A 20,269-nucleotide genomic window follows, 5' to 3' on the forward strand; every position below is an offset into this window, starting at 1 on the left:
AAAAATCTGCCGACTTAACTTATAGGGGAGACCAGCGACTGGGGTTTTTCAATAAACCCGGCGCGACTGTCTGGCACAATTTCAATCAAATTAATCTGGGTCGGCGTGATTTCAACAATACGGCCGTCATTTAATCCAAGATAATCACCTACTCTCACACTAGCAACCGAACCATCAGGACGTTGTACAAGTGCATACTGCTGACCTTCTGGCGAAATTACGACGCCACGAAAAGTCAGCTGTGAGAGCTCATATTGCTCAAGCGGTTCTTTTACTCTGGTGATATCAGGGCGTACGCCATCGATAGAGGTGCTAGGACCTTGTACATTGACTAAGCTTGGCGGCAAAAACGGGCTACGCTGCGTACTGGCACTATAGACAAAATCTTCTACCAGCTCAGCTTTTGGCGGTGGCTCGATAGGCTGAGCAGGCTGATTGCGAATATCGGTCATCGCCTTTTCTGCCATACCAATACGATCACTACAACCTGTGATTGATAAAGCAGCAGCGCTCAAAATCAGTAGCATGGGCAGTTTTTTGATATTCATTAGTTGCCTCCTGCAGCATCGGTCGTAGCGGCATCAGTAGCAACAGCCTCTTCACCTTCAGGCGCCGCTTCTTTTGAGCGATACGTTTTGGTTTGTAATACCAAATTCAGCTCCGGCAACACATCTAAAGTAGGCTGTGGATTACTGACTTCAAAATCGTGCATCGTAATAATGCGTGGTAAGGCAGCAAGACCACTGATAAAGCTACCAAACTGATGATATTCCCCTAACGCTGCAATGCGAATAGGCTGCTCGATAAAGAATTCATTTTCAATCTCAGGCTCTACAGAAATATCTTGGAAGCGTATATTACTGCCAACACCTGTCATGTTAATACCCTCTACCAGCTCTGACACGCGGGTGTCTTTTGGCAGTTGGTCAAGTAAGGTGTTGAACTCCGTCTCCATCTGGACAACCTGTGCTTGATAAGTTTTTAAGTGACGTGCACGTGATTCTTTTTCACGGTAACTATCAAGTAAGGTTTGCTGCTGACTTTCTGCCGCAGTAATCTCATCAATCTTGCTGCTAATCGGTAACGCCCACGATAGCGCCGCTATCAGTGCAATGATAAATCCAATGACCGTTATCTTTACCGGAACTGGCCAGCTGCCGTAGTTTTCAGAATCCAAAGACTCAAAACTGCGGCGAAACTCATTCAAGTCAAACTGTTTTTTAGGATTGACAGCGCTCTTTTTAGTTTTGATTAGGCTTTTTTTACGACTCAGCTTCATAACTCACCTCCCAGCCCAGTACTACCATCAGCATCAACGGCTACAGCAGTCTCTGATTGCACCTTGGTCGTTACGACAAACTGTACGTAACTGTCCTCAGGATAAACGGGACGTGGCTGTCCATCAGTTGTTACCGGCTCATTAAGCGCAGGCGCTGGTGTATACGCGCTAATATTTTGCTGAATATTGCTGACCGCTGAGTTGCCCATCCATTTGCTACTATCAAGGTTACGAATCAAACTTGATACGACATTTGGATTGTCCGCAAGACCCGTCAAAGTAAGGATATCGCCTTCGCGCTTTAGGTTATTTAGATAAAGCGCAGGCGGAATGGCTTTGGCCAAATCATCCCATAGACGTACAGGCACAGGTCGTCGACCTTGCAAATCTTGAATCACCTGCATGCGAGAGATAATATCTTCACGGCGTTGCTCCAGGCTATCAATTTCGATCAATGCTTTGTCTAAGCGAGCGTTCTCTTGCTCAATCAGTACATTCGCATTGCGTTGTTCATCAAGCTCATTATTAAAATAGCTCCATGAAGCGAACGCTGCTAGTAAGGCAAATAAAGTGACCGCCACTACTAAAGTAAGAAATTCTTTATTGCGACGCGCGCGTTCTTCTTGCCGCCAGGGCAGTAGGTTAATACGAGCCATTAGTCGAAGCTCCTTAACGCAAGACCGCACGCGGCCATTAAACTCGGGGCATCAATGACCAGCTGCTCATTATCAATGTGCGGCGCAATAGTCATGTTGGTGAAAGGATTGGCAATACTAACCGTCACGCCCAGTTTTTGTTGCGCCATACCGGCCAGACCTGCAATAGAGCTACTACCGCCTGCCAGTACGATATGATCGATACTACTGTATTGGCTCGAGGAAAAATAAAACTGTAGAGAGCGAGTGACTTGTTGGATAGTATTTTCTATAAAAGGGGTCAATACATCTGGATAGTAATCATCAGGCAAGGTACCTGCGCGTTTACTAATATTTGCTTCTTCAGCCGATAGTCCATAGCGATTTTGTATCGCCTCTGTGAGCTGAGAGCCACCAAATAACTGTTCACGGCTATATATAAATTCGCCATTTTTGGCGATATATAGTGTGGTTTGGTTGTGTCCGATATCGATCAAGGCGACAATCTCTGGCATATTTGGCAAGTTATCTGCCATCAAACCGAACGCACGCTCAATGGCATGTGTTTCAATATCCATTACCTTGGTTTGCAAGCCACCAAAGGTTAAAGCATCAACTCTTTGGTCGACATTTTCCGAGCGCGAGGCAGCAAGCAACACTTGTACCATCTCGTCATTTACTAAAGAAGGGCCCAATACTTCAAAATCCAGATTGACATCTTCTAAGGGATAAGGCACATATTGATCAGCATCCAGACGGATTTGCGCTTCGCGCTCAATATCGCTTAGCACCATATCCATATCAATGATTTTGGTGATCACTGCTGAGCCTGAGACGGCGGCGGCGGCATCGCTACCCGCTACCTGACAGCGTCGCGCCAAGCCAGCTATAATATTACCCACTGCCTCAGTATCTACAAGAAGTTTGTCAACGACTACGCCTTCCGGTAGTCTTTCAATACCATAGGATTTTAGATGAAACATCCCTTGTTGGCGCTGTATGTCAACCAATTTGACCGAAGTAGCACAGATATCTATGCCAATCAAATGTCGACTCTTGGAAGTAAATAGCCTCACAAACTCTATACCTTATATTAAGTGTACAATCTGATAGTGATTTGTAATATTTTAGTACAATACTTTACTTACCAGATAGATTCAAGCATTTAAATAAGTTATTAAGGTCAACTTACACATTTATTATGACCTCCCTATTTTGTTCAAGGTATAATGCCTCATTTGTTGCAAATTTTAATTGATAAGTCTCATTATGGCTAAAAAAAATGCTACCGTTCGTCTCATTCGCTTTTTGGTGGGGCTTTTCATTGCCTGTCTGGCGCTCGCCGTTATCTTAGCGCTTGCTGTGCCTATTGGTTTCTATGGGATGGCGATGTACCTATCACCCACCTTGCCTAGTACCCAAGAAATCAAAACTGCCAATTTAGAGATGCCATTACAGATCTATAGCCGAGATGATAAATTAATCGGTCAGTATGGCAATCGTCTCTCCCTACCTGTTACTTTTGATGACATTCCTGAAGATCTCACGCATGCTTTTTTAGCGGCAGAAGACGCGGCTTTTTTCCAGCATAGTGGTATTAGTATTAAAGGTCTTGGTCGCGCGGTGACTGAAGTAGTGACTGACGATGACAGCCAAACTGGTGGCTCTACCATCACCATGCAGGTTGCCAAAAATTACTTTTTAAGCCCAGAACGTACCTTAAACCGTAAATTGACGGAATTGTTTTTGGCTCGTAAGATTGAAGACGAACTCAGTAAAAATGATATTTTGACTCTCTATGTCAATAAAATTTACCTCGGTGAAGGCGCTTATGGCATTCGTGCCGCCGCCAAAAAATATTATAGTAAATCGTTAGAAAACCTGAATATTGCTGAGATGGCAATGTTAGCAGGTCTCCCAAAAGCCCCTTCTAAATACAACCCTGTTGCCAACCCTAGCCGCGCCCTTACTCGCCGTAACTGGATCATTGGTCGTATGCTTGAGCTGGGCTATATCAATAAAGCGCAACACGACGAAGCGGTAAATTCTCCAGTAGCCATCAATTTATATCAAGAAAAGCTAGACGTTAATATGCCTTATTTGGCAGAAATGACACGCTCTACCTTAGTTGATCGCTATGGTGAGCAAGTGATGCATAGTGGATGGCGGGTACGCCTTACGGTTGATAGCAAAGCACAAACAGATGCGGAAGCGGCGATACTGACAGGTTTGGTGGCTTACGAACATCGTCATGGTTGGCGCGGGGCTGAAGCAAATGATGAACCGCTAGAAAATTTCCGTCGTTATAGTAATATGACTCCTGCCAAAGTCACCAAAGTGAATGCTCGCAGTTTTGAGGCGACAATGCCCTCTGGTGAGAATGTAACTGTTGGTTGGTCTGGGATGAGCTGGGCACGCAAGTATATTTCTGCCAATCGTATCGGTTACTTTCCTGACAATGCTCGCCAAATTGTTAATAAAAACGATATCATTCGTTTGATACCGACCGCGAATGGTAATTGGCAGTTGGGACAAATTCCTAAAATACAAGGAAGTCTGGTCTCCTTGAATCCTGAGACTGGAGCGGTTAATGCATTGGTTGGTGGTTTTGACTTTAACCACAGTAAGTTCAACCGTGCCTTGCAAGGGTGGCGTCAGCCAGGCTCAACGATTAAGCCGCTGGTCTACACCACTGCATTAGAAAAAGGCTATCGCCCAGATAGTATTGTCTCGGATCGCCCGATTCAAGTAGGTGACTGGAAACCGAAAAATTCCGATCAACGTTTCTTAGGTGATATCACTTTACGTCGTGGCTTGTATTTATCACGTAACTTAGTCTCTATTCGCTTATTACAGGCTATTGGTATCTCTGATGCCCGCAATCTATTGGACGAATTCGGTCTTGATAAAGAAAAGCTACCAACGACTTTATCGTTGGCATTAGGCGCAGGGCAAGCAACGCCATTACAAATGGCAACGGCTTACTCTACGTTCGCCAATGGTGGTCACCGTGTTCAACCTTACTTTATAGAACAGATCTACAACTACGACAACAAATTGTTATTCCAAGCCAATCCGCAGCAAGCTTGTGCTGTATGCTTTAACGAACAACTTGAAAATCTCAATAAAAAGCTTATCGTAGATTATGAGGCAAAAATAGAAAAAGAGAATGCAGCGCTTGCTGCTAAAAAAGAGGAAAAAGCCAACGCTAAAGACAAAGCAACAGAAAATAAATCAGCTGCTGACCTCAATGCAGAAAATAGCGACAATACGGCAAAAGATAACGAGGCGCTTGATTTAAATATTTATGATGGGAGTCCAGCCTCAGATCGTTTGAAAGCACCTGTCGTGCAGTACATTACTGCCATGCAAGCACCGCGTATTTTGAAGCCAAGAGTGGCTTATGATATGGCTGATATCTTGCGTGATGTCGTGCAGCGTGGTACAGCTGTACGAGCAAAAGCGTTGGGACGTAATGATATTGGTGGTAAAACTGGTACAACCAACGATGCGAAAGACGCATGGTTTGCAGGGTTTCATCCTACTAACACTACTGTCGTATGGATGGGTTTTGATCAACCATCAACCATGGGTCGCCGTGAGTATGGTGGCGTGGCGGCGCTGCCTGTATGGATGGACTTTATGAGAGCGCAGCTTAAAGATGTGCCTAATCAATGGGTGTCTGTTAACAACCGTGCCAAATCTAAGAAACAGATGCAACAAATCCTAGAAATGACAGATGATGGCATTGTTGACAGCGAAGATGATGATGCCGATACTAGCACGTCAGCCAAACCCGTCAAGACCAAAGCACAGCAACGTAAGCCATCAGAACCTGAGCGTTCGCCCGTGTCACAGCCAAGCAATAATAACGCTGATAGCGTGCCACAAAACCCTTTAACGGTCACCCCTGTCGAACGTATGCCACCCATGCCAGAGTAAATACTTTACGAGGGTAACGGCTATTTAGCATTAAAGGGCTGGTTCAGTAATCACTGAACCAGCCCTTTTTTATTTTGAAACTATAATCTTAAAGATCTGCTTATAAAATCAGTTAAGTCCTACCCTACTAAAACTCAACCATGCCCGCACGCAACTGCTCAATCAGCTCTAAAAGCTGCTGCCGCCACTCACGTATGGTCGCCTCATCTGGCAACCACTGATTCGATAAAGTGACAACGTTAACGATAAGATCTTTTGGCTCTATCTCAACCATATTAGCATTTTCAGCCGCCGAATTATCTGGCAGTACCGCATACAGGCAACGTTGATAAGCGCGCTCTACATTGGCTAGAAAGCCTTGTTCTTGTAACTGCTGCAAGCGTTGAATTTCAGGTGACACTTGAGTACGTTCACTTAGTGCTTGCTCGATATCTGACAAAGTGGGCGCCGTCATGTTTAAGCTATAAAAATGACCAAGCTCTTGGATAAAAGCTAAGAAACTGCCATACAAATGGAAAATAGCAGTTTCACAGTGTGCTTGATATAACTGCTTATCGTTGGTACTTCCAGCCGCTTGGCAAGATAGACGACAAAAATACAGCTTTTGGTTGGTTCGATCTGCTTGATATTTAGCAACGCGCGTTTTACCTGCCATGCTTTAATCATCCTTATATTGGGAGTTCAGTATTCATAAAAAATAAGCTACTTTTCAGTTTACTATTTTTTGAAACAGATTTCTAAGAGAATTGTCTTTCATTGTATGTACTTTCAATCATTCATTTTTATCTGTTTTTCCAGCGCATAAAAAAGCCAGCAACGTAGGCTGGCTTTTTTATTAAGTTAACAATGAATCAAAGATGTCTAATACTATGAGTTATCTTGGTTCAGCTCTTGTGCAAAAGCTTCATCAAAGCTAGCAAAGTCTTTACTATCAGTGCTAGCAGTCATATCAAACGCTGCATTGAGATCTTTGTCTTGTAGCTTTTGATCCGCTTTCTCTTTACGGGCTTTATGATAAGCAAGACCAGTACCAGCTGGAATCAAGCGACCAACAACCACGTTTTCTTTCAGACCACGTAGTTCATCGACTTTACCAGTAACGGCAGCAGCAGTTAGCACACGAGTCGTTTCCTGGAACGACGCTGCTGAGATAAAGCTTTCCGTTGCCAAGCTGGCTTTGGTGATACCTAACAATTGACGCTCAAACTGTACTGGGAATTTATCTTCCGCTTCTAGCTTCGCATTCAATGCTTTGATGTCTGCATACTCTACCTGATCACCTTTGAAGTGACTTGAATCGCCGCCATCGGTAATTTCAACTTTGCGCAGCATCTGACGAATAATAACTTCGATGTGCTTATCGTTGATTTTTACGCCCTGCAGACGATAAACGTCCTGTACTTCATTAACGATATAATCAGCAAGTGCCGTTTGACCTTTTAGGCGCAAGATATCGTGTGGGTTTTGTGGACCATCAGCGATCACTTCACCGCGAGCAACTGTCTCGTTTTCAAAGACGTTAATTTGACGCCATTTCGGGATCAGCTCTTCATGTACTTCACCATCTTCATTGGTGATAATAAAGCGGTTTTTACCTTTGGTCTCTTTACCGAAGCTCACCACACCTGACATTTCTGCCATGATGGCATGATCTTTCGGGCGACGTGCTTCAAACAAATCAGCAACACGTGGTAGACCACCAGTAATATCTTTGGTACCTGAAGACGCTTGTGGTACACGGCCTAGGATCGAACCTGCGGCAACTTTTTCACCATCGCTCACACGAATGATGGTTTCAGCTGGTAAGAAGTAAACCACTTCTTTGCCTTCGTCTGTGTTCAAGATAATAGCAGGACGTAAGTCTTTTGCTGAGCTTGAACGGTCACGAGTAGCAAGAATCTCAAATGAGCTCATACCAGTCGCGTCATCAACCTTCACGGTAGCTGTTAGACCATCAGTAATATCACTGAAACGTGCTGTACCAGCAAATTCTGTGATGATAGGATGCGTGTGCGGATCCCATTTAGCGATAGTTTGACCACCTTCGACCTGATCTTCATCTTTCACAAGTACGCTTGAACCGTAAGGCACTTTATAACGTTCACGCTCACGACCAAGCTCATCAGTCAATGCAATTTCAGCAGAACGCGATACGATGACTAAGTGACCATCGGTATGTTGAACCGTTTTCATGTTCTCGAAATGCGCTTGACCAGCATTACGTACAGAGATGCTATTGTCCACAGAGGCTGAGCTTGCAGCCCCGCCCACGTGGAACGTACGCATGGTTAACTGAGTACCCGGCTCACCGATAGACTGAGCGGCCATAACCCCGACTGATTCACCGATATTCACTTTATGACCACGTGCAAGGTCACGACCATAACACTGTGAACAAACGCCATGCTCAACATTACAAGTAATAACTGAACGTACCCAGATATCATCGATCGCGTTTTCATCAAGCACATTGACCCAATGCTCATCGATCAATGTACCCGCTGGAATCAATATCTTATCAGCGTCATCATTGTAAGTGACATCACGCGCGGTCACACGACCAAGTACTAGTTCACCGAGTTTCTCGATGATTTCACCACCTTGAATATGTGGTTTCATGAGCAAGCCTTGCTCGGTACCACAGTCATCACTGGTGATAACCAAATCTTGTGCAACATCAACCAAACGACGAGTCAAATAACCCGAGTTAGCGGTTTTCAATGCCGTATCTGCTAGACCTTTACGTGCCCCATGCGTAGAGATAAAGTACTGTAGTACCGTCAAACCTTCGCGGAAGTTGGCTTTAATCGGTGTCTCAATGATTGAACCATCTGGTTTCGCCATCAGGCCACGCATACCAGCCAACTGACGAATCTGTGCCGCACTACCACGAGCACCAGAATCTGACATGATAAAGATAGAGTTAAATGACTTCTGCTCTTCTTCTTCACCTTGCGCATTGATGACTTTATCGGTCGCCAAGTTATCCATCATCGCTTTCGCGACTTTGTCATTGGTACGTGACCAGATGTCGACCACTTTGTTATAACGCTCACCAGCCGTCACAAAACCTTGCTCAAACTGATCTTCGATCTCGCGCACTTCGCCTTCAGCAACTTCGATAATTTGCTTTTTGCTCGGTGGAATAACCATGTCATCTAAACCGATAGATACACCAGATAGCGTTGCTTGCGCAAAACCTAGGTACATCAATTGGTCAGCAAACATAACACTGTCTTTAACGCCTACTTTACGATAGCAAGAGTTGATCAAGCGTGAGATGTTTTTCTTCGTCATTTCTTGGTTACATTCATCAAACGTCATACCTTTAGGCATGATGTTCCAGATAAGTAAACGACCAGCAACCGTATCTTTGATACTGATTTCTTTGGTCTCGTTGCCTTCTTCATCGAAATGCGTTTCAGTCACACGAACTTTAATTTTCGCGTTTACATGCAAATCGTTTGAGCCAATCGCGCGCAATGCTTCATTGACGGTGGCAAAGATCATGCCTTCGCCTTTAGCATTCACTGATGAGCGGCTAATATAGTACAAACCCAATACCACATCTTGTGACGGTACGATGATTGGATCACCGTTCGCAGGTGACAAGATGTTGTTGGTCGACATCATCAAAGCACGTGACTCAAGCTGAGCTTCTAGCGTCAATGGCACGTGAACGGCCATTTGGTCACCATCAAAATCGGCGTTGAATGCAGTACATACGAGCGGATGCAATTGAATTGCTTTACCTTCGATTAGTACTGGCTCGAACGCTTGTAGACCCAAACGGTGAAGCGTTGGTGCACGGTTAAGAAGTACTGGATGCTCACGGATAACCATGGCCAGCATGTCCCACACTTGCGGTTCTTCACGCTCAACCATCTTTTTGGCAGCTTTAATTGTAGTCGCCAAACCATGAGATAACAGTTTGTTATAAGTAAATGGCTTGAATAACTCAAGTGCCATTTTCTTCGGTAGACCACACTGATGTAGGCGTAGTGTTGGACCTACAACGATTACCGAACGACCAGAATAATCGACACGCTTACCAAGTAAGTTTTGACGGAAACGACCTTGCTTACCTTTGATCATATCTGCCAAAGATTTCAATGGACGCTTATTACTACCCGTAATTGCACGACCGCGACGACCGTTATCTAGCAACGCATCGACTGACTCTTGCAACATACGTTTTTCGTTACGTACGATGATATCAGGGGCGCTCAGCTCAAGCAGACGCTTGAGACGGTTGTTACGGTTGATAACACGGCGATACAAATCATTCAAATCTGAAGTCGCAAAACGACCACCTTCTAGCGGTACTAGAGGACGTAAATCTGGTGGTAATACTGGCAAGATGGTCATCACCATCCATTCAGGTTTGTTATTAGAATCACGGAATGCTTCTAATAGTTTAAGACGCTTAGACATCTTTTTGAGCTTAGTTTCAGAACCCGTTTGCGGAATCGCTTCACGCAGCTCATCGATTTCTAAGTCTAAGTCGATATCTTTTAATAGGTCTTGTACCGCTTCTGCACCCATCTTGGCAGTGAATTCGTCGCCAAACTCTTCAAGCGCTCGGTAGTAATCTTCATCGTCAAGCAATTGGTACTTCTCTAAAGAAGTCAGGCCAGGTTCTGTGACAATATAGCTTTCAAAATATAGAACACGCTCAATATCACGTAGCGTCATGTCTAGCAAGAGACCGATGCGGCTTGGTAATGATTTTAAGAACCAAATGTGCGCCACAGGACTGGCTAGGTCAATATGACCCATGCGATCGCGACGGACTTTGGCGGTAGTGACTTCAACGCCACATTTTTCGCAGATAACGCCTTGGAATTTACGGCGTTTGTACTTACCACATAGACATTCAAAATCTTTTACTGGGCCAAAAATTTTGGCACAAAAAAGACCATCACGCTCAGGCTTAAACGTACGATAGTTAATGGTTTCAGGCTTTTTCACTTCACCATGCGACCATGACTTGATCACGTCAGGTGAGGCCAAAGTAATTTGAATGCTATCAAACTCTTGGTTACCGTTGCCGGTAGGGCTTTGCATGATATCGAGTAAATCTTTCAAGTTGCTTCTCCGTTATCTTTATAATCATCTGACAGCGTACTATTAACGCGGATAAGATGAATGAAGGCAATGAATAGGGTTGAGATAAATGGCTAAAAGCAGCAGCAATTTAGCATACTGCTTTTAGCTAACCACTAAGGTTAATAACTGACTGTAATAATCTTAATTCAGTCAGCCAGCCATTCTTAATGGGTTTGTTTTAACTCAATGTTAATACCCAATGATTTGATTTCTTTGGTCAAGACGTTAAACGATTCAGGCATACCTGGATCCATATATTGCTCACCATCGACGATGTTTTTATACATACGGGTACGGCCTTCGACATCATCCGATTTCACTGTCAACATCTCTTGCAGCGTGTAAGTCGCGCCGTAAGCTTCTAGTGCCCATACTTCCATCTCACCGAAGCGCTGACCACCAAACTGTGCTTTACCACCAAGTGGCTGCTGCGTCACTAGTGAATAAGAACCGGTTGAACGTGCATGCATTTTGTCATCAACCAAATGGTTAAGCTTGAGCATATACATGTAGCCGACGGTTACTTGACGATCAAACTTCTGACCCGTACGACCATCATATAACGTCTGCTGACCGTTTCTGGCTAGACCAGCAAGCTCTAGCAAGTCTTTGACTTGATGCTCATGCGCACCATCAAATACTGCCGTGCCCATCGGTACACCGCCACGCAAGTTGTCTGATAGCGCCATGATGTCATCATCACTCAAGCTATCTAGATCAACTTGTTCACCGCCTACTTTGTTATAGATTTGGTCTAAGAAATCACGTAAGTCTTTGATCGCGGCTTGTGCTTTGAGCATACCATCAATTTTCTCGCCCAAACCTTTTGCTGCCATACCCAAATGCGTCTCTAGCACCTGACCGATGTTCATACGAGATGGAACACCTAGTGGGTTCAGTACGATGTCAACGGTATTACCATTTTCGTCATAAGGCATGTCTTCAACCGGCATAATACGCGATACAACACCTTTGTTACCATGACGACCAGCCATCTTATCACCAGGCTGAATACGACGCTTAACCGCTAGATATACTTTAACGATTTTTTGTACGCCATGTTGCAAGTCATCACCGGCAGTCAATTTGCGTTTTTTCTCAGCAAACTTCACATCGATGTCTTTTTGCTTATCAACTAAGTAATCAGCGATTTGCGTTAGACGCTCAGAGATTTCTTCTTCAACTGGCTGAATATCAAGCAAAGTCTCAAGGCTCATATCTTTCATATCAGCCAATGCCATCACTGTACCGGCCTTTAGACCTGAACCACCACTGACTTTTTGACCATCAAGCAAATTACCAATACGACCACGAGCGGCTTCTTCAAAGATACGTAGCTCTTCTTTTAAATCTTTACGGTAGCTATCAAGCTGTGATTTTTCAATCGCTCTTGCACGCGCATCTTTTTCGACGCCATCACGGGTAAAGACTTGAACGTCAATAACCGTACCTTTGCTTGATGTTGGAACACGCAAAGACGTGTCTTTAACATCAGCGGCTTTTTCACCAAAGATAGCCCGGAGGAGTTTCTCTTCTGGCGTCAGTTGTGTTTCACCTTTTGGCGTCACTTTACCGACTAAGATATCACCAGCATCAACTTCAGCACCGATATAAACGATACCCGCTTCATCAAGGCTTGATAGCGCCGCTTCACCAACGTTTGGAATATCAGCAGTAATCTCTTCAGTACCTAGCTTGGTATCACGCGCCACACAGGTCAATTCTTGAATATGAATAGTGGTGAAACGATCTTCTTTAACCACTTTTTCAGATAACAAGATTGAATCTTCGAAGTTGTAACCATTCCACGGCATAAATGCGATGCGGATGTTCTGACCCAATGCCAACTCGCCAAGATCCGTTGACGGACCATCAGCCAAGATATCACCTACAGCAATAGCGTCGCCTTGGTTCACGATAATACGTTGGTTGATACAAGTGTTTTGGTTAGAACGCGTATATTTAACGAGGTTATAGATATCAATACCGGCTTCACCAGCAATCATCTCATCTTCATTTACACGAACCACAACACGTGAGGCATCAACGTCTTCGATCACACCACCACGCTTAGCGATGACACAAACACCAGAGTCACGAGCAACGTGACGCTCCATACCCGTACCTACTAACGGCTTATCAGCACGTAGCGTAGGAACAGCCTGACGCTGCATGTTCGAACCCATCAAGGCACGGTTAGCATCATCATGCTCTAGGAACGGAATCAAACCTGCTGCGACAGATACGACCTGACTTGGTGACACATCCATATGCGTCACTTTTTCTGGCGGCATGCGAACGAATTCACCATAGCTACGCACACTGACCATTTCATCAGATAACGCGCCTTCTGCGGTTACTGGCGAATCAGCCTGTGCAATGACCGTACCTACTTCTTCAATGGCGGATAGATATTCAATAACATCTGTGACTTTACCATCAACCACACGGCGATAAGGCGTTTCTAAGAAGCCAAAGCTGTTGGTTTTAGCAAATGTTGCCAATGAGTTGATAAGACCAATGTTTGGACCTTCAGGAGTCTCAATTGGGCATACACGGCCATAATGGGTATCATGTACGTCACGTACTTCAAAGCCTGCACGTTCACGAGTCAGACCACCGGGTCCTAATGCTGATACACGGCGCTTATGGGTAACTTCAGACAACGGGTTGTTCTGATCCATAAACTGTGACAACTGGCTTGAACCAAAGAACTCTTTAACCGCAGCCGCAACAGGCTTTGAGTTAATCAAATCTTGTGGTGACAAGTTATCAGATTCCGCTGAGCTTAAACGCTCTTTAACCGCACGCTCAACACGCACTAGACCAACACGGAATTGGTTTTCTGCCATTTCACCAACCGAACGAATACGACGGTTACCTAGATGGTCAATATCATCGACTTCGCCGCGACCGTTACGAATTTCGATCAGCTCTTTTAGCACGTTAACGATATCGGCATTGGTCAATACGCTACGTTCGCGCTGGATATCTGGATCATCCGTGTTATCAAATTCTAGACCAAGACGACGGTTGAATTTCATACGACCAACATTTGATAGGTCATAACGATCAGCGTTAAAGAACATGCTATCAAATAGTTTTTCAGCAGTTTCGACCGTTGGTGGCTCACCTGGACGCATGACTTTATATATTTCAATCAAGGCTTCTTCACGGCTTGAAGTACTGTCAGCACGTAACGTATCGGCAATATAACTGCCTTGATCGATATCATTGGTGAACAGAATGCTGAACTCTTTGATAGAGTCACTGGCTTCAAATGCGCTTAATTTAACCAATAATTCATGGTCAATTAATGTATTGGCTTTAGCGATGACTTCATCGTTGACGACGATGTCTTCGGCCAAAATACGCTCATATAAGTATTCATCAGGGATAGAGATTTTAGTCATACCCGCTTCTTCAAGCTGACGGATACGACGGGCATTGATACGTTTGCCCTGCTCTACGATAACGTCACCTTCAGGTGATACGATATCGAACTGAGCCATCTCGCCGCGCAGACGATCTGCAACCAGATCAATCTCAAACTGCTCTTCACCTTTATAAACCGCTACTTTATCAAAGAAAAGATCTAAGATTTCAGCAGTGCTCAAGCCTAGGGCACGAAGGATAATAGATGCCAGTAATTTACGACGACGGTCAATACGAGCAAAGACTAAGTCTTTTGCATCAAATTCAAAATCAAGCCATGAACCACGGTAAGGGATGATACGTGCGTTATAAAGCACTTTACCACTTGAATGTGATTTGCCTTTATCATGATCAAAGAACACGCCAGGTGAGCGATGTAATTGCGATACGATAACACGCTCAGTACCATTGATAATAAAGGTACCGTTTTGGGTCATCAATGGGATTTCACCCATATAGACACTTTGCTCACGGATATCTTTGATTGCCGCTTTACTGTCTTTGTCTTTGCTGTCTTTATCTTTGATAATTAAGCGGATCTTGACACGCATTGGTGCTGCAAACGTTGAGCCACGTAAGATACACTCACGCTCATCAAACTCAGGATCGCCCAAATAATATTCAACGAATTGTAACTCAGCATTACCAGAGTGACTCTCAATTGGGAAAATAGAGGAATACGCAGCTTGCAGGCCACTATTCTCACGAGCTTTTGGCTTTTTATGCTCTTGCAAAAATTGCTCGTAGGAATCTACTTGAATAGACAGTAAATAGGGAATGTCCATCACAGTGGGCAATTCAGCAAAACTTTTGCGAATACGCTTTTTTTCAGTATAAGAATATGCCATCGAGAGTCCTTACAGTAAACGTGGAAACAAATTGAAAGCGTGGCCAGCATGCATCAATACTATTTGATATTAATATTATGCAAACTTGGCAACGTAAACGATAATATAAAACGGGTGTTAATACTCAGCTAGTGACTGTTTATCCATTCGTACAGGTGATACATTGGTATGTGCTTCATCAGTGCGCCACTATGACACTATTATTTAATGTTACAACTGCATTTAATGTTGCAACTGCATTTAATCTTACAAATCAATCTAGTCTTATCATCGGTATCTAAGCCACTCTATATGATGGTTTAGATCGACAGTTTCAATATAAGTCAATCTATAATAAATTGATTTATAGGTTAATACTTACCAATACTCTTGAGAAGAAACAACTTCTATTAGGGTTATCCTAATCTACTTACCGTCAAAACCAATGTCGTCGCTGATATATACCGTCTACGAGCCTACCTACTGACAGTAAAACCATGCTAAATGGATAACCTAAGATTAACAGCTTTTCAGAATTAATAATAATTGGGGTAACTATAACTTTTAGAATCAGTATAAACTATAGTGTTAATGGGAAAGCATGCAGACACAAAAAAATGCCAAACATCTATGGACGTTTAGCTGATATTAACTGATTTCAAAAACTGGTATGTGTGCTTGCACTGTGTTTATTTGCATAGCTATCGTCTGTCCTTTTGATGGGTATCCACCGTGTTGTTGCATACGTATGTTGGCAGACACAAAAGGTCAAGCTACGAATTATAATAAAAAAAAGCTGGCAATGCAAGGCATTACCAGCTTTTTTTGTACAACACTAAGATAAGCTCAGCTTATTTTAGTTCAACAGTTGCACCAGCTTCTTCAAGTTTCTTTTTCAACTCTTCAGCTTCAGCTTTGTTAACGCCTTCTTTGATTGGAGCTGGAGCGCTTTCAACCAAATCTTTCGCTTCTTTCAAGCCAAGACCAGTAGCTTCACGTACGGCTTTAATTACGCCAACTTTCTTCTCGCCAAAGCTGGCAAGAACTACGTCAAACTCGTCTTTTTCTTCAGCAGCAGCAGCAGCAGGGCCAGCAGCAGCAGGTGCAGCAGCAACAGCAGCTGTTACGCCGAATTTTTCTTCCATGTCGCTGATTAACTCAACGATATCCATTACTGACATTTCAGCGATTGCGTTTAACACATCATCTTTAGATAGTGCCATGAGAACTCTCCGTTATCTGATAAAATTTAATTGATTTTAATATCGCTTTGATTGTTTGCCAAATGTTCAAATAGTGTTGGCAATAAAGTACAATCAGCGATGTCAAAGTTACGTTAAAACAAGCAATTAAGCAGCTTCTTTTGCGTCTTTGATTGCCGCTACAGTGCGAACGAACTTGCCAGGAACAGCGTTCATAGTCTGGACAAGCTTGGTCACTGGTGCATTCATAGTAGCCATCAAGATAGAGATTGCTTCGTCGCGAGTTGGTAGCTTCGATACGCGCTCTAGCTCTTCTGGACCATAAACAACACCACCGACTGATACCAATTTGGTCTCTAAAGCTTTGTTATCTTTGCTAAAGTCGAAAACGACTCGAGCGGCAGATCCCAAATCTTCCATAGAGAAAGCCAAAAGTAGTGGACCAGTCATACGGTCTGACATGCTCTCAAACTTAGTGCCTTCAAAAGCGCGTTTTGCTAGGGTATTTTTTACCACTTTCAAAATCACGCCTTTCTCACGGGCTTGTTCGCGCAGCTTAGTAAGCTTTGCAACACCAATACCGTGATATTCGGCAGCTACTGCTGAGTAAGCATTAGCAGCAACTTCAGACACTTCAGCCACAACTTGTTGTTTTTGCTCTAGCGTTAATGCCATAAGTTGACTCCTTTAATCTTATCAGTCTGCTCAGTACTTCAATACTTAAAAACCGAAATTTTCAATTATTAAACAACTAAATTAGACTGACTTGATACGACACGTTATTCATAAATTCTATAAAAATAAAACCTACTCGTAACGACTGATTACGGCACCGTTATCAGAATGACATCAAGTGATAGATTGAACTATCGGCTCTTATCAACAACTGGGTGGATCACCGTCTGCGTAGGACAACTAAGATTTTCATCTGTGGTCGATTAAAAAAAGCAGCTTGTTATCATATTTAACCATTCGAAAATTGCTATCTATGACACTAAACCACTCTCTACCTACGGTCTTAGACAGCGTAGCATATGCTACGCTGACCTAATTTTTTAGAATTTTTTTGTACGCATTATTCAAAATATTTGAAGAGTGAATACTTAATTATTTAGCAGTGCGGTAAGGAACAGCATCAATAGTGATGCCTGGACCCATAGTGCTAGACAAGGTGATTTTCTTAATGAAAGTACCTTTAGACGTAGCAGGTTTAGCACGTTTTAGATCTGTGATTAATGCTTCAGCATTTTGAATAACTTGCTCAGCAGTGAAACCAACTTGACCAATAGTAGTATGAATGATACCCGCTTTGTCTACACGATACTGTGCTTGACCAGCTTTAGCATTTTTCACAGCTTCAGCAACGTTTGGCGTTACTGTACCAACTTTTGGGTTAGGCATTAAGCCACGTGGACCTAGGATAGTACCTAACTGACCAACAACACGCATTGCATCAGGAGCAGCAATAACGATATCAAAGTCCATGTTGCCAGCTTTGATTTGTTCTGCTAGGTCTTCGAAACCAACGATGTCAGCACCAGCTTCTTTGGCGGCTTCAGCAGCAGCACCTTGAGCAAATACAGCAACGCGTTTGGTTTTACCAGTACCAGCAGGTAGGTTGGTAGCGCCACGAACGACTTGATCAGATTTACGTGGGTCAACGCCCAAGTTTACTGCAATGTCGATAGACTCTTTGAATTTTAGTGCTGGCAAATCGTTTAAGATTTGAACCGCTTCTTCAATCGTGTATAACTTTTCGTTTTCTACACGCTCAGCGATTAACTTTTGACGCTTAGTAAGTTTACTCATTTACACACCCTCCACGGTAATACCCATTGAACGTGCAGTACCAGCGATGGTACGAACAGCAGCATCAAGATCAGCAGCAGTCAAATCTGCATCTTTAGTCTTAACGATATCTTCTAATTGTGCACGGTCAACTTTACCGACTTTAGCGGTGTTTGGCGTACCAGAACCTTTAGCGATACCAGCAGCCTTACGTAGTAAGTACGCAGCTGGTGGTGACTTCATGATAAAGGTAAAAGACTTATCGCTATATACAGTGATCTCAGTAGGAATCGGTAGACCCGGCTCTTGGTTTGAGGTTGCAGCGTTAAATTCTTTACAGAATGCCATGATGTTCACGCCTTTTTGACCCAATGCTGGACCAATCGGTGGTGAAGGATTTGCTTTGCCTGCAGGCACTTGCAGTTTGATGTAACCATCAATCTTCTTAGCCATGATACTCTCCTAAATGGGTAATAGCGCCAAATCAACGTGGTATAAACCTTATTGACTAACAGCTCCCCGGTTGATGAATTTTTACGGGTTTAGTCTAGCTTCTCAACTTTACTAAACTCAAGCTCGACCTGAGTCGGTCGATTAAATACGTTTACCGTTAAATGTAGTTTAGACTTTTCATAATCCACTTTTTCAACCAACCCTTTAAAGTCAGTAAATGGACCATCGATAACCAACAACTCTTCGCCCGGCTCAAATAGAGTCTTAGGACGTGGGTCAGTTTCAGTCTGATTCAAACGGTTTAAAATACGATCTGCTTCTACTTGGGTGATTGGCGCTGGTGTTTCAGGTGTACCACCGATGAAACCCATAATACGTGGACAATCTTTGACGATGTGCCAAGTATTGTCATTCATTTCCATCTGAATCAATACATAGCCTGGAAAGAATTTACGCTCGCTTTTACGCTTTTTGCCGTCTTTCATTTCGACGACTTCTTCAGTAGGAACCAATACGTCACCGAATGATTCAGCGAAGTCACTACGATTAATACGATCAGTTAATGAACGCTGTACTTGCTTTTCATATCCTGAAAACGCTTGGACAATATACCAACGCATGTCACGCTCCTGATCATTATAAGTAAATTTTGGGTTAATATGCACTAATACGTGCTATTAACCAATAAAGAGGCCAACGAACCAGTTGAAAAAGTTATCTAATAACCAAACTAGAAACCCAACAATGGCAATCATCACAAGAACTTGCCAAGTATACTGAAAAGTCTCGTCTTTGCCTGGCCATGTCACGCGGCGTAATTCAACGGCAGCATCTTTTAACAATATTTTAAAAGCGCGACCCTGATGCGTTAATGCTAAACAGACTAAAGCAAATACAATAAGGGCAACGATAATACCAATACGTACCCAGACATCATTGGCAGGCTGCCAATAGCCAGGTAAATATTGATTAACTAACGTCGCCCCAATTAAAACTGCTGCGGCAAGTAGCCACAGAATCACATCTTTCATTGAGCCAGTTTTAGCCACTTCAACAGCCGTCGTTTGATTGCCTGCTGAGATGTGCTGACCTTTAGACAGCATTCCACCAGCACCCGCCTTGGCATCAGATAACTTATTCTCGAGGTTATCTTGATTATTGCTCATAAAGAACTCGCTTCGGAGATGGTGAGGTGTAACAAAGATGTGATAAGAAGATGGCAGGCGATGTAGGACTCGAACCTACAACCCTCGGTTTTGGAGACCGATGCTCTACCAATTGAGCCAATCGCCTATGGGTGTAAAGGACAGCATTATACAATATTGAGCATAGAATGCAAGCCTTTAGCGTTAAAATTGTATATTTTAGCTAATTTCTCTAATCAACAAACGCTCTTTTCATAAAAAATGCTTCGTAAGAAGCAGCGTTAATATAACAAGACAAGCGCTATATTACAATAGGAGACATAGCAGATATGGCATTCAATTTAAATCTCTCTAAGAATTCTAAAACAACATTCTGCCACCCAAAAAAAAGCCACCCTCAATAAAGAGAGCGGCTTTTCACGAACTGCTTAACGACTATCAGATTACTCTGACA

The 20,269-nt window shown here is 43.4% G+C and carries 14 protein-coding genes and 1 tRNA gene; 1 reads left to right on the forward strand and 14 read right to left on the reverse strand.

The features are described 5' to 3' along the window. Positions 1 to 14: 14 nt before the first annotated feature. Genes J5X94_RS05495 through pilM form a run of 4 tightly spaced genes read right to left on the reverse strand, consistent with a single transcriptional unit; the run spans position 15 to position 2,990 of the window. A complete protein-coding gene (locus J5X94_RS05495) occupies positions 15 to 548 on the reverse strand; it encodes a pilus assembly protein PilP (protein WP_010201706.1) in 534 nt (177 codons plus the stop codon). After that, complete coding sequence (locus J5X94_RS05500; protein WP_010201707.1) at positions 548 to 1,279, reverse strand: type 4a pilus biogenesis protein PilO; 732 nt, start codon at positions 1,277 to 1,279, stop codon at positions 548 to 550. The genes J5X94_RS05495 and J5X94_RS05500 overlap by 1 nt, the downstream gene beginning before the upstream one ends. After that, positions 1,276 to 1,935: a PilN domain-containing protein gene (locus J5X94_RS05505; protein WP_189585774.1), complete on the reverse strand. Its 660-nt coding sequence runs from the start codon at positions 1,933 to 1,935 to the stop codon at positions 1,276 to 1,278. Before J5X94_RS05505 ends, J5X94_RS05500 begins: the two co-directional genes overlap by 4 nt. Continuing rightward, positions 1,935 to 2,990 carry a type IV pilus assembly protein PilM gene (pilM, locus tag J5X94_RS05510; protein WP_210540517.1) on the reverse strand — a complete coding sequence of 352 codons (1,056 nt, stop codon included), beginning with the start codon at positions 2,988 to 2,990 and terminating at the stop codon, positions 1,935 to 1,937. Before pilM ends, J5X94_RS05505 begins: the two co-directional genes overlap by 1 nt. Before the next feature lie 193 nt (positions 2,991 to 3,183). On the opposite strand from pilM, the gene J5X94_RS05515 reads away from it, so the two are divergent. Next, the gene (locus tag J5X94_RS05515) at positions 3,184 to 5,856 is read left to right on the forward strand and encodes a penicillin-binding protein 1A (RefSeq protein ID WP_210540518.1); all 2,673 of its coding nucleotides are present in this window, start codon (positions 3,184 to 3,186) and stop codon (positions 5,854 to 5,856) included. A 127-nt stretch (positions 5,857 to 5,983) separates the two neighbouring features. Here J5X94_RS05515 and J5X94_RS05520 read toward each other — a convergent pair whose 3' ends face one another. The 10 genes from J5X94_RS05520 to J5X94_RS05565 form a co-directional block, all read right to left on the reverse strand. Beyond that, positions 5,984 to 6,511 (reverse strand): DUF6586 family protein, encoded by a 528-nt coding sequence (locus J5X94_RS05520; RefSeq protein WP_189585783.1) that lies wholly within the window; start codon positions 6,509 to 6,511, stop codon positions 5,984 to 5,986. A 212-nt stretch (positions 6,512 to 6,723) separates the two neighbouring features. Further along, positions 6,724 to 10,944, reverse strand: coding sequence for a DNA-directed RNA polymerase subunit beta' (gene rpoC, locus J5X94_RS05525; protein ID WP_210540519.1), 4,221 nt, complete (start codon positions 10,942 to 10,944; stop codon positions 6,724 to 6,726). Between the two features lie 185 nt (positions 10,945 to 11,129). After that, positions 11,130 to 15,248 carry a DNA-directed RNA polymerase subunit beta gene (gene rpoB, locus J5X94_RS05530; protein ID WP_189585786.1) on the reverse strand — a complete coding sequence of 1,373 codons (4,119 nt, stop codon included), beginning with the start codon at positions 15,246 to 15,248 and terminating at the stop codon, positions 11,130 to 11,132. A gap of 830 nt (positions 15,249 to 16,078) precedes the next feature. Then, positions 16,079 to 16,450, reverse strand: coding sequence for a 50S ribosomal protein L7/L12 (gene rplL, locus J5X94_RS05535; protein WP_010201714.1), 372 nt, complete (start codon positions 16,448 to 16,450; stop codon positions 16,079 to 16,081). A gap of 126 nt (positions 16,451 to 16,576) precedes the next feature. Next, the gene (rplJ, locus tag J5X94_RS05540; protein ID WP_010201715.1) at positions 16,577 to 17,104 is read right to left on the reverse strand and encodes a 50S ribosomal protein L10; all 528 of its coding nucleotides are present in this window, start codon (positions 17,102 to 17,104) and stop codon (positions 16,577 to 16,579) included. A 432-nt stretch (positions 17,105 to 17,536) separates the two neighbouring features. Beyond that, on the reverse strand, positions 17,537 to 18,238 hold the full coding sequence (rplA, locus tag J5X94_RS05545) for a 50S ribosomal protein L1 (RefSeq protein ID WP_010201716.1): 702 nt from the start codon (positions 18,236 to 18,238) through the stop codon (positions 17,537 to 17,539). Beyond that, entirely contained in the window at positions 18,239 to 18,670 is a 432-nt protein-coding gene (gene rplK / locus J5X94_RS05550) for a 50S ribosomal protein L11 (protein ID WP_010201717.1), read from the reverse strand. It lies immediately after the preceding gene. A gap of 89 nt (positions 18,671 to 18,759) precedes the next feature. After that, on the reverse strand, positions 18,760 to 19,290 hold the full coding sequence (nusG, locus tag J5X94_RS05555) for a transcription termination/antitermination protein NusG (protein ID WP_010201718.1): 531 nt from the start codon (positions 19,288 to 19,290) through the stop codon (positions 18,760 to 18,762). A 57-nt stretch (positions 19,291 to 19,347) separates the two neighbouring features. Beyond that, entirely contained in the window at positions 19,348 to 19,836 is a 489-nt protein-coding gene (gene secE / locus J5X94_RS05560) for a preprotein translocase subunit SecE (protein WP_194619557.1), read from the reverse strand. A gap of 51 nt (positions 19,837 to 19,887) precedes the next feature. After that, positions 19,888 to 19,963 (reverse strand) — tRNA-Trp (locus tag J5X94_RS05565). Positions 19,964 to 20,269: the final 306 nt, after the last annotated feature.

Origin of the sequence: Psychrobacter sp. K31L, assembly GCF_017942195.1 — a bacterium.
In the GTDB taxonomy this organism is placed as follows: Bacteria; Pseudomonadota; Gammaproteobacteria; order Pseudomonadales; family Moraxellaceae; genus Psychrobacter; species Psychrobacter glaciei.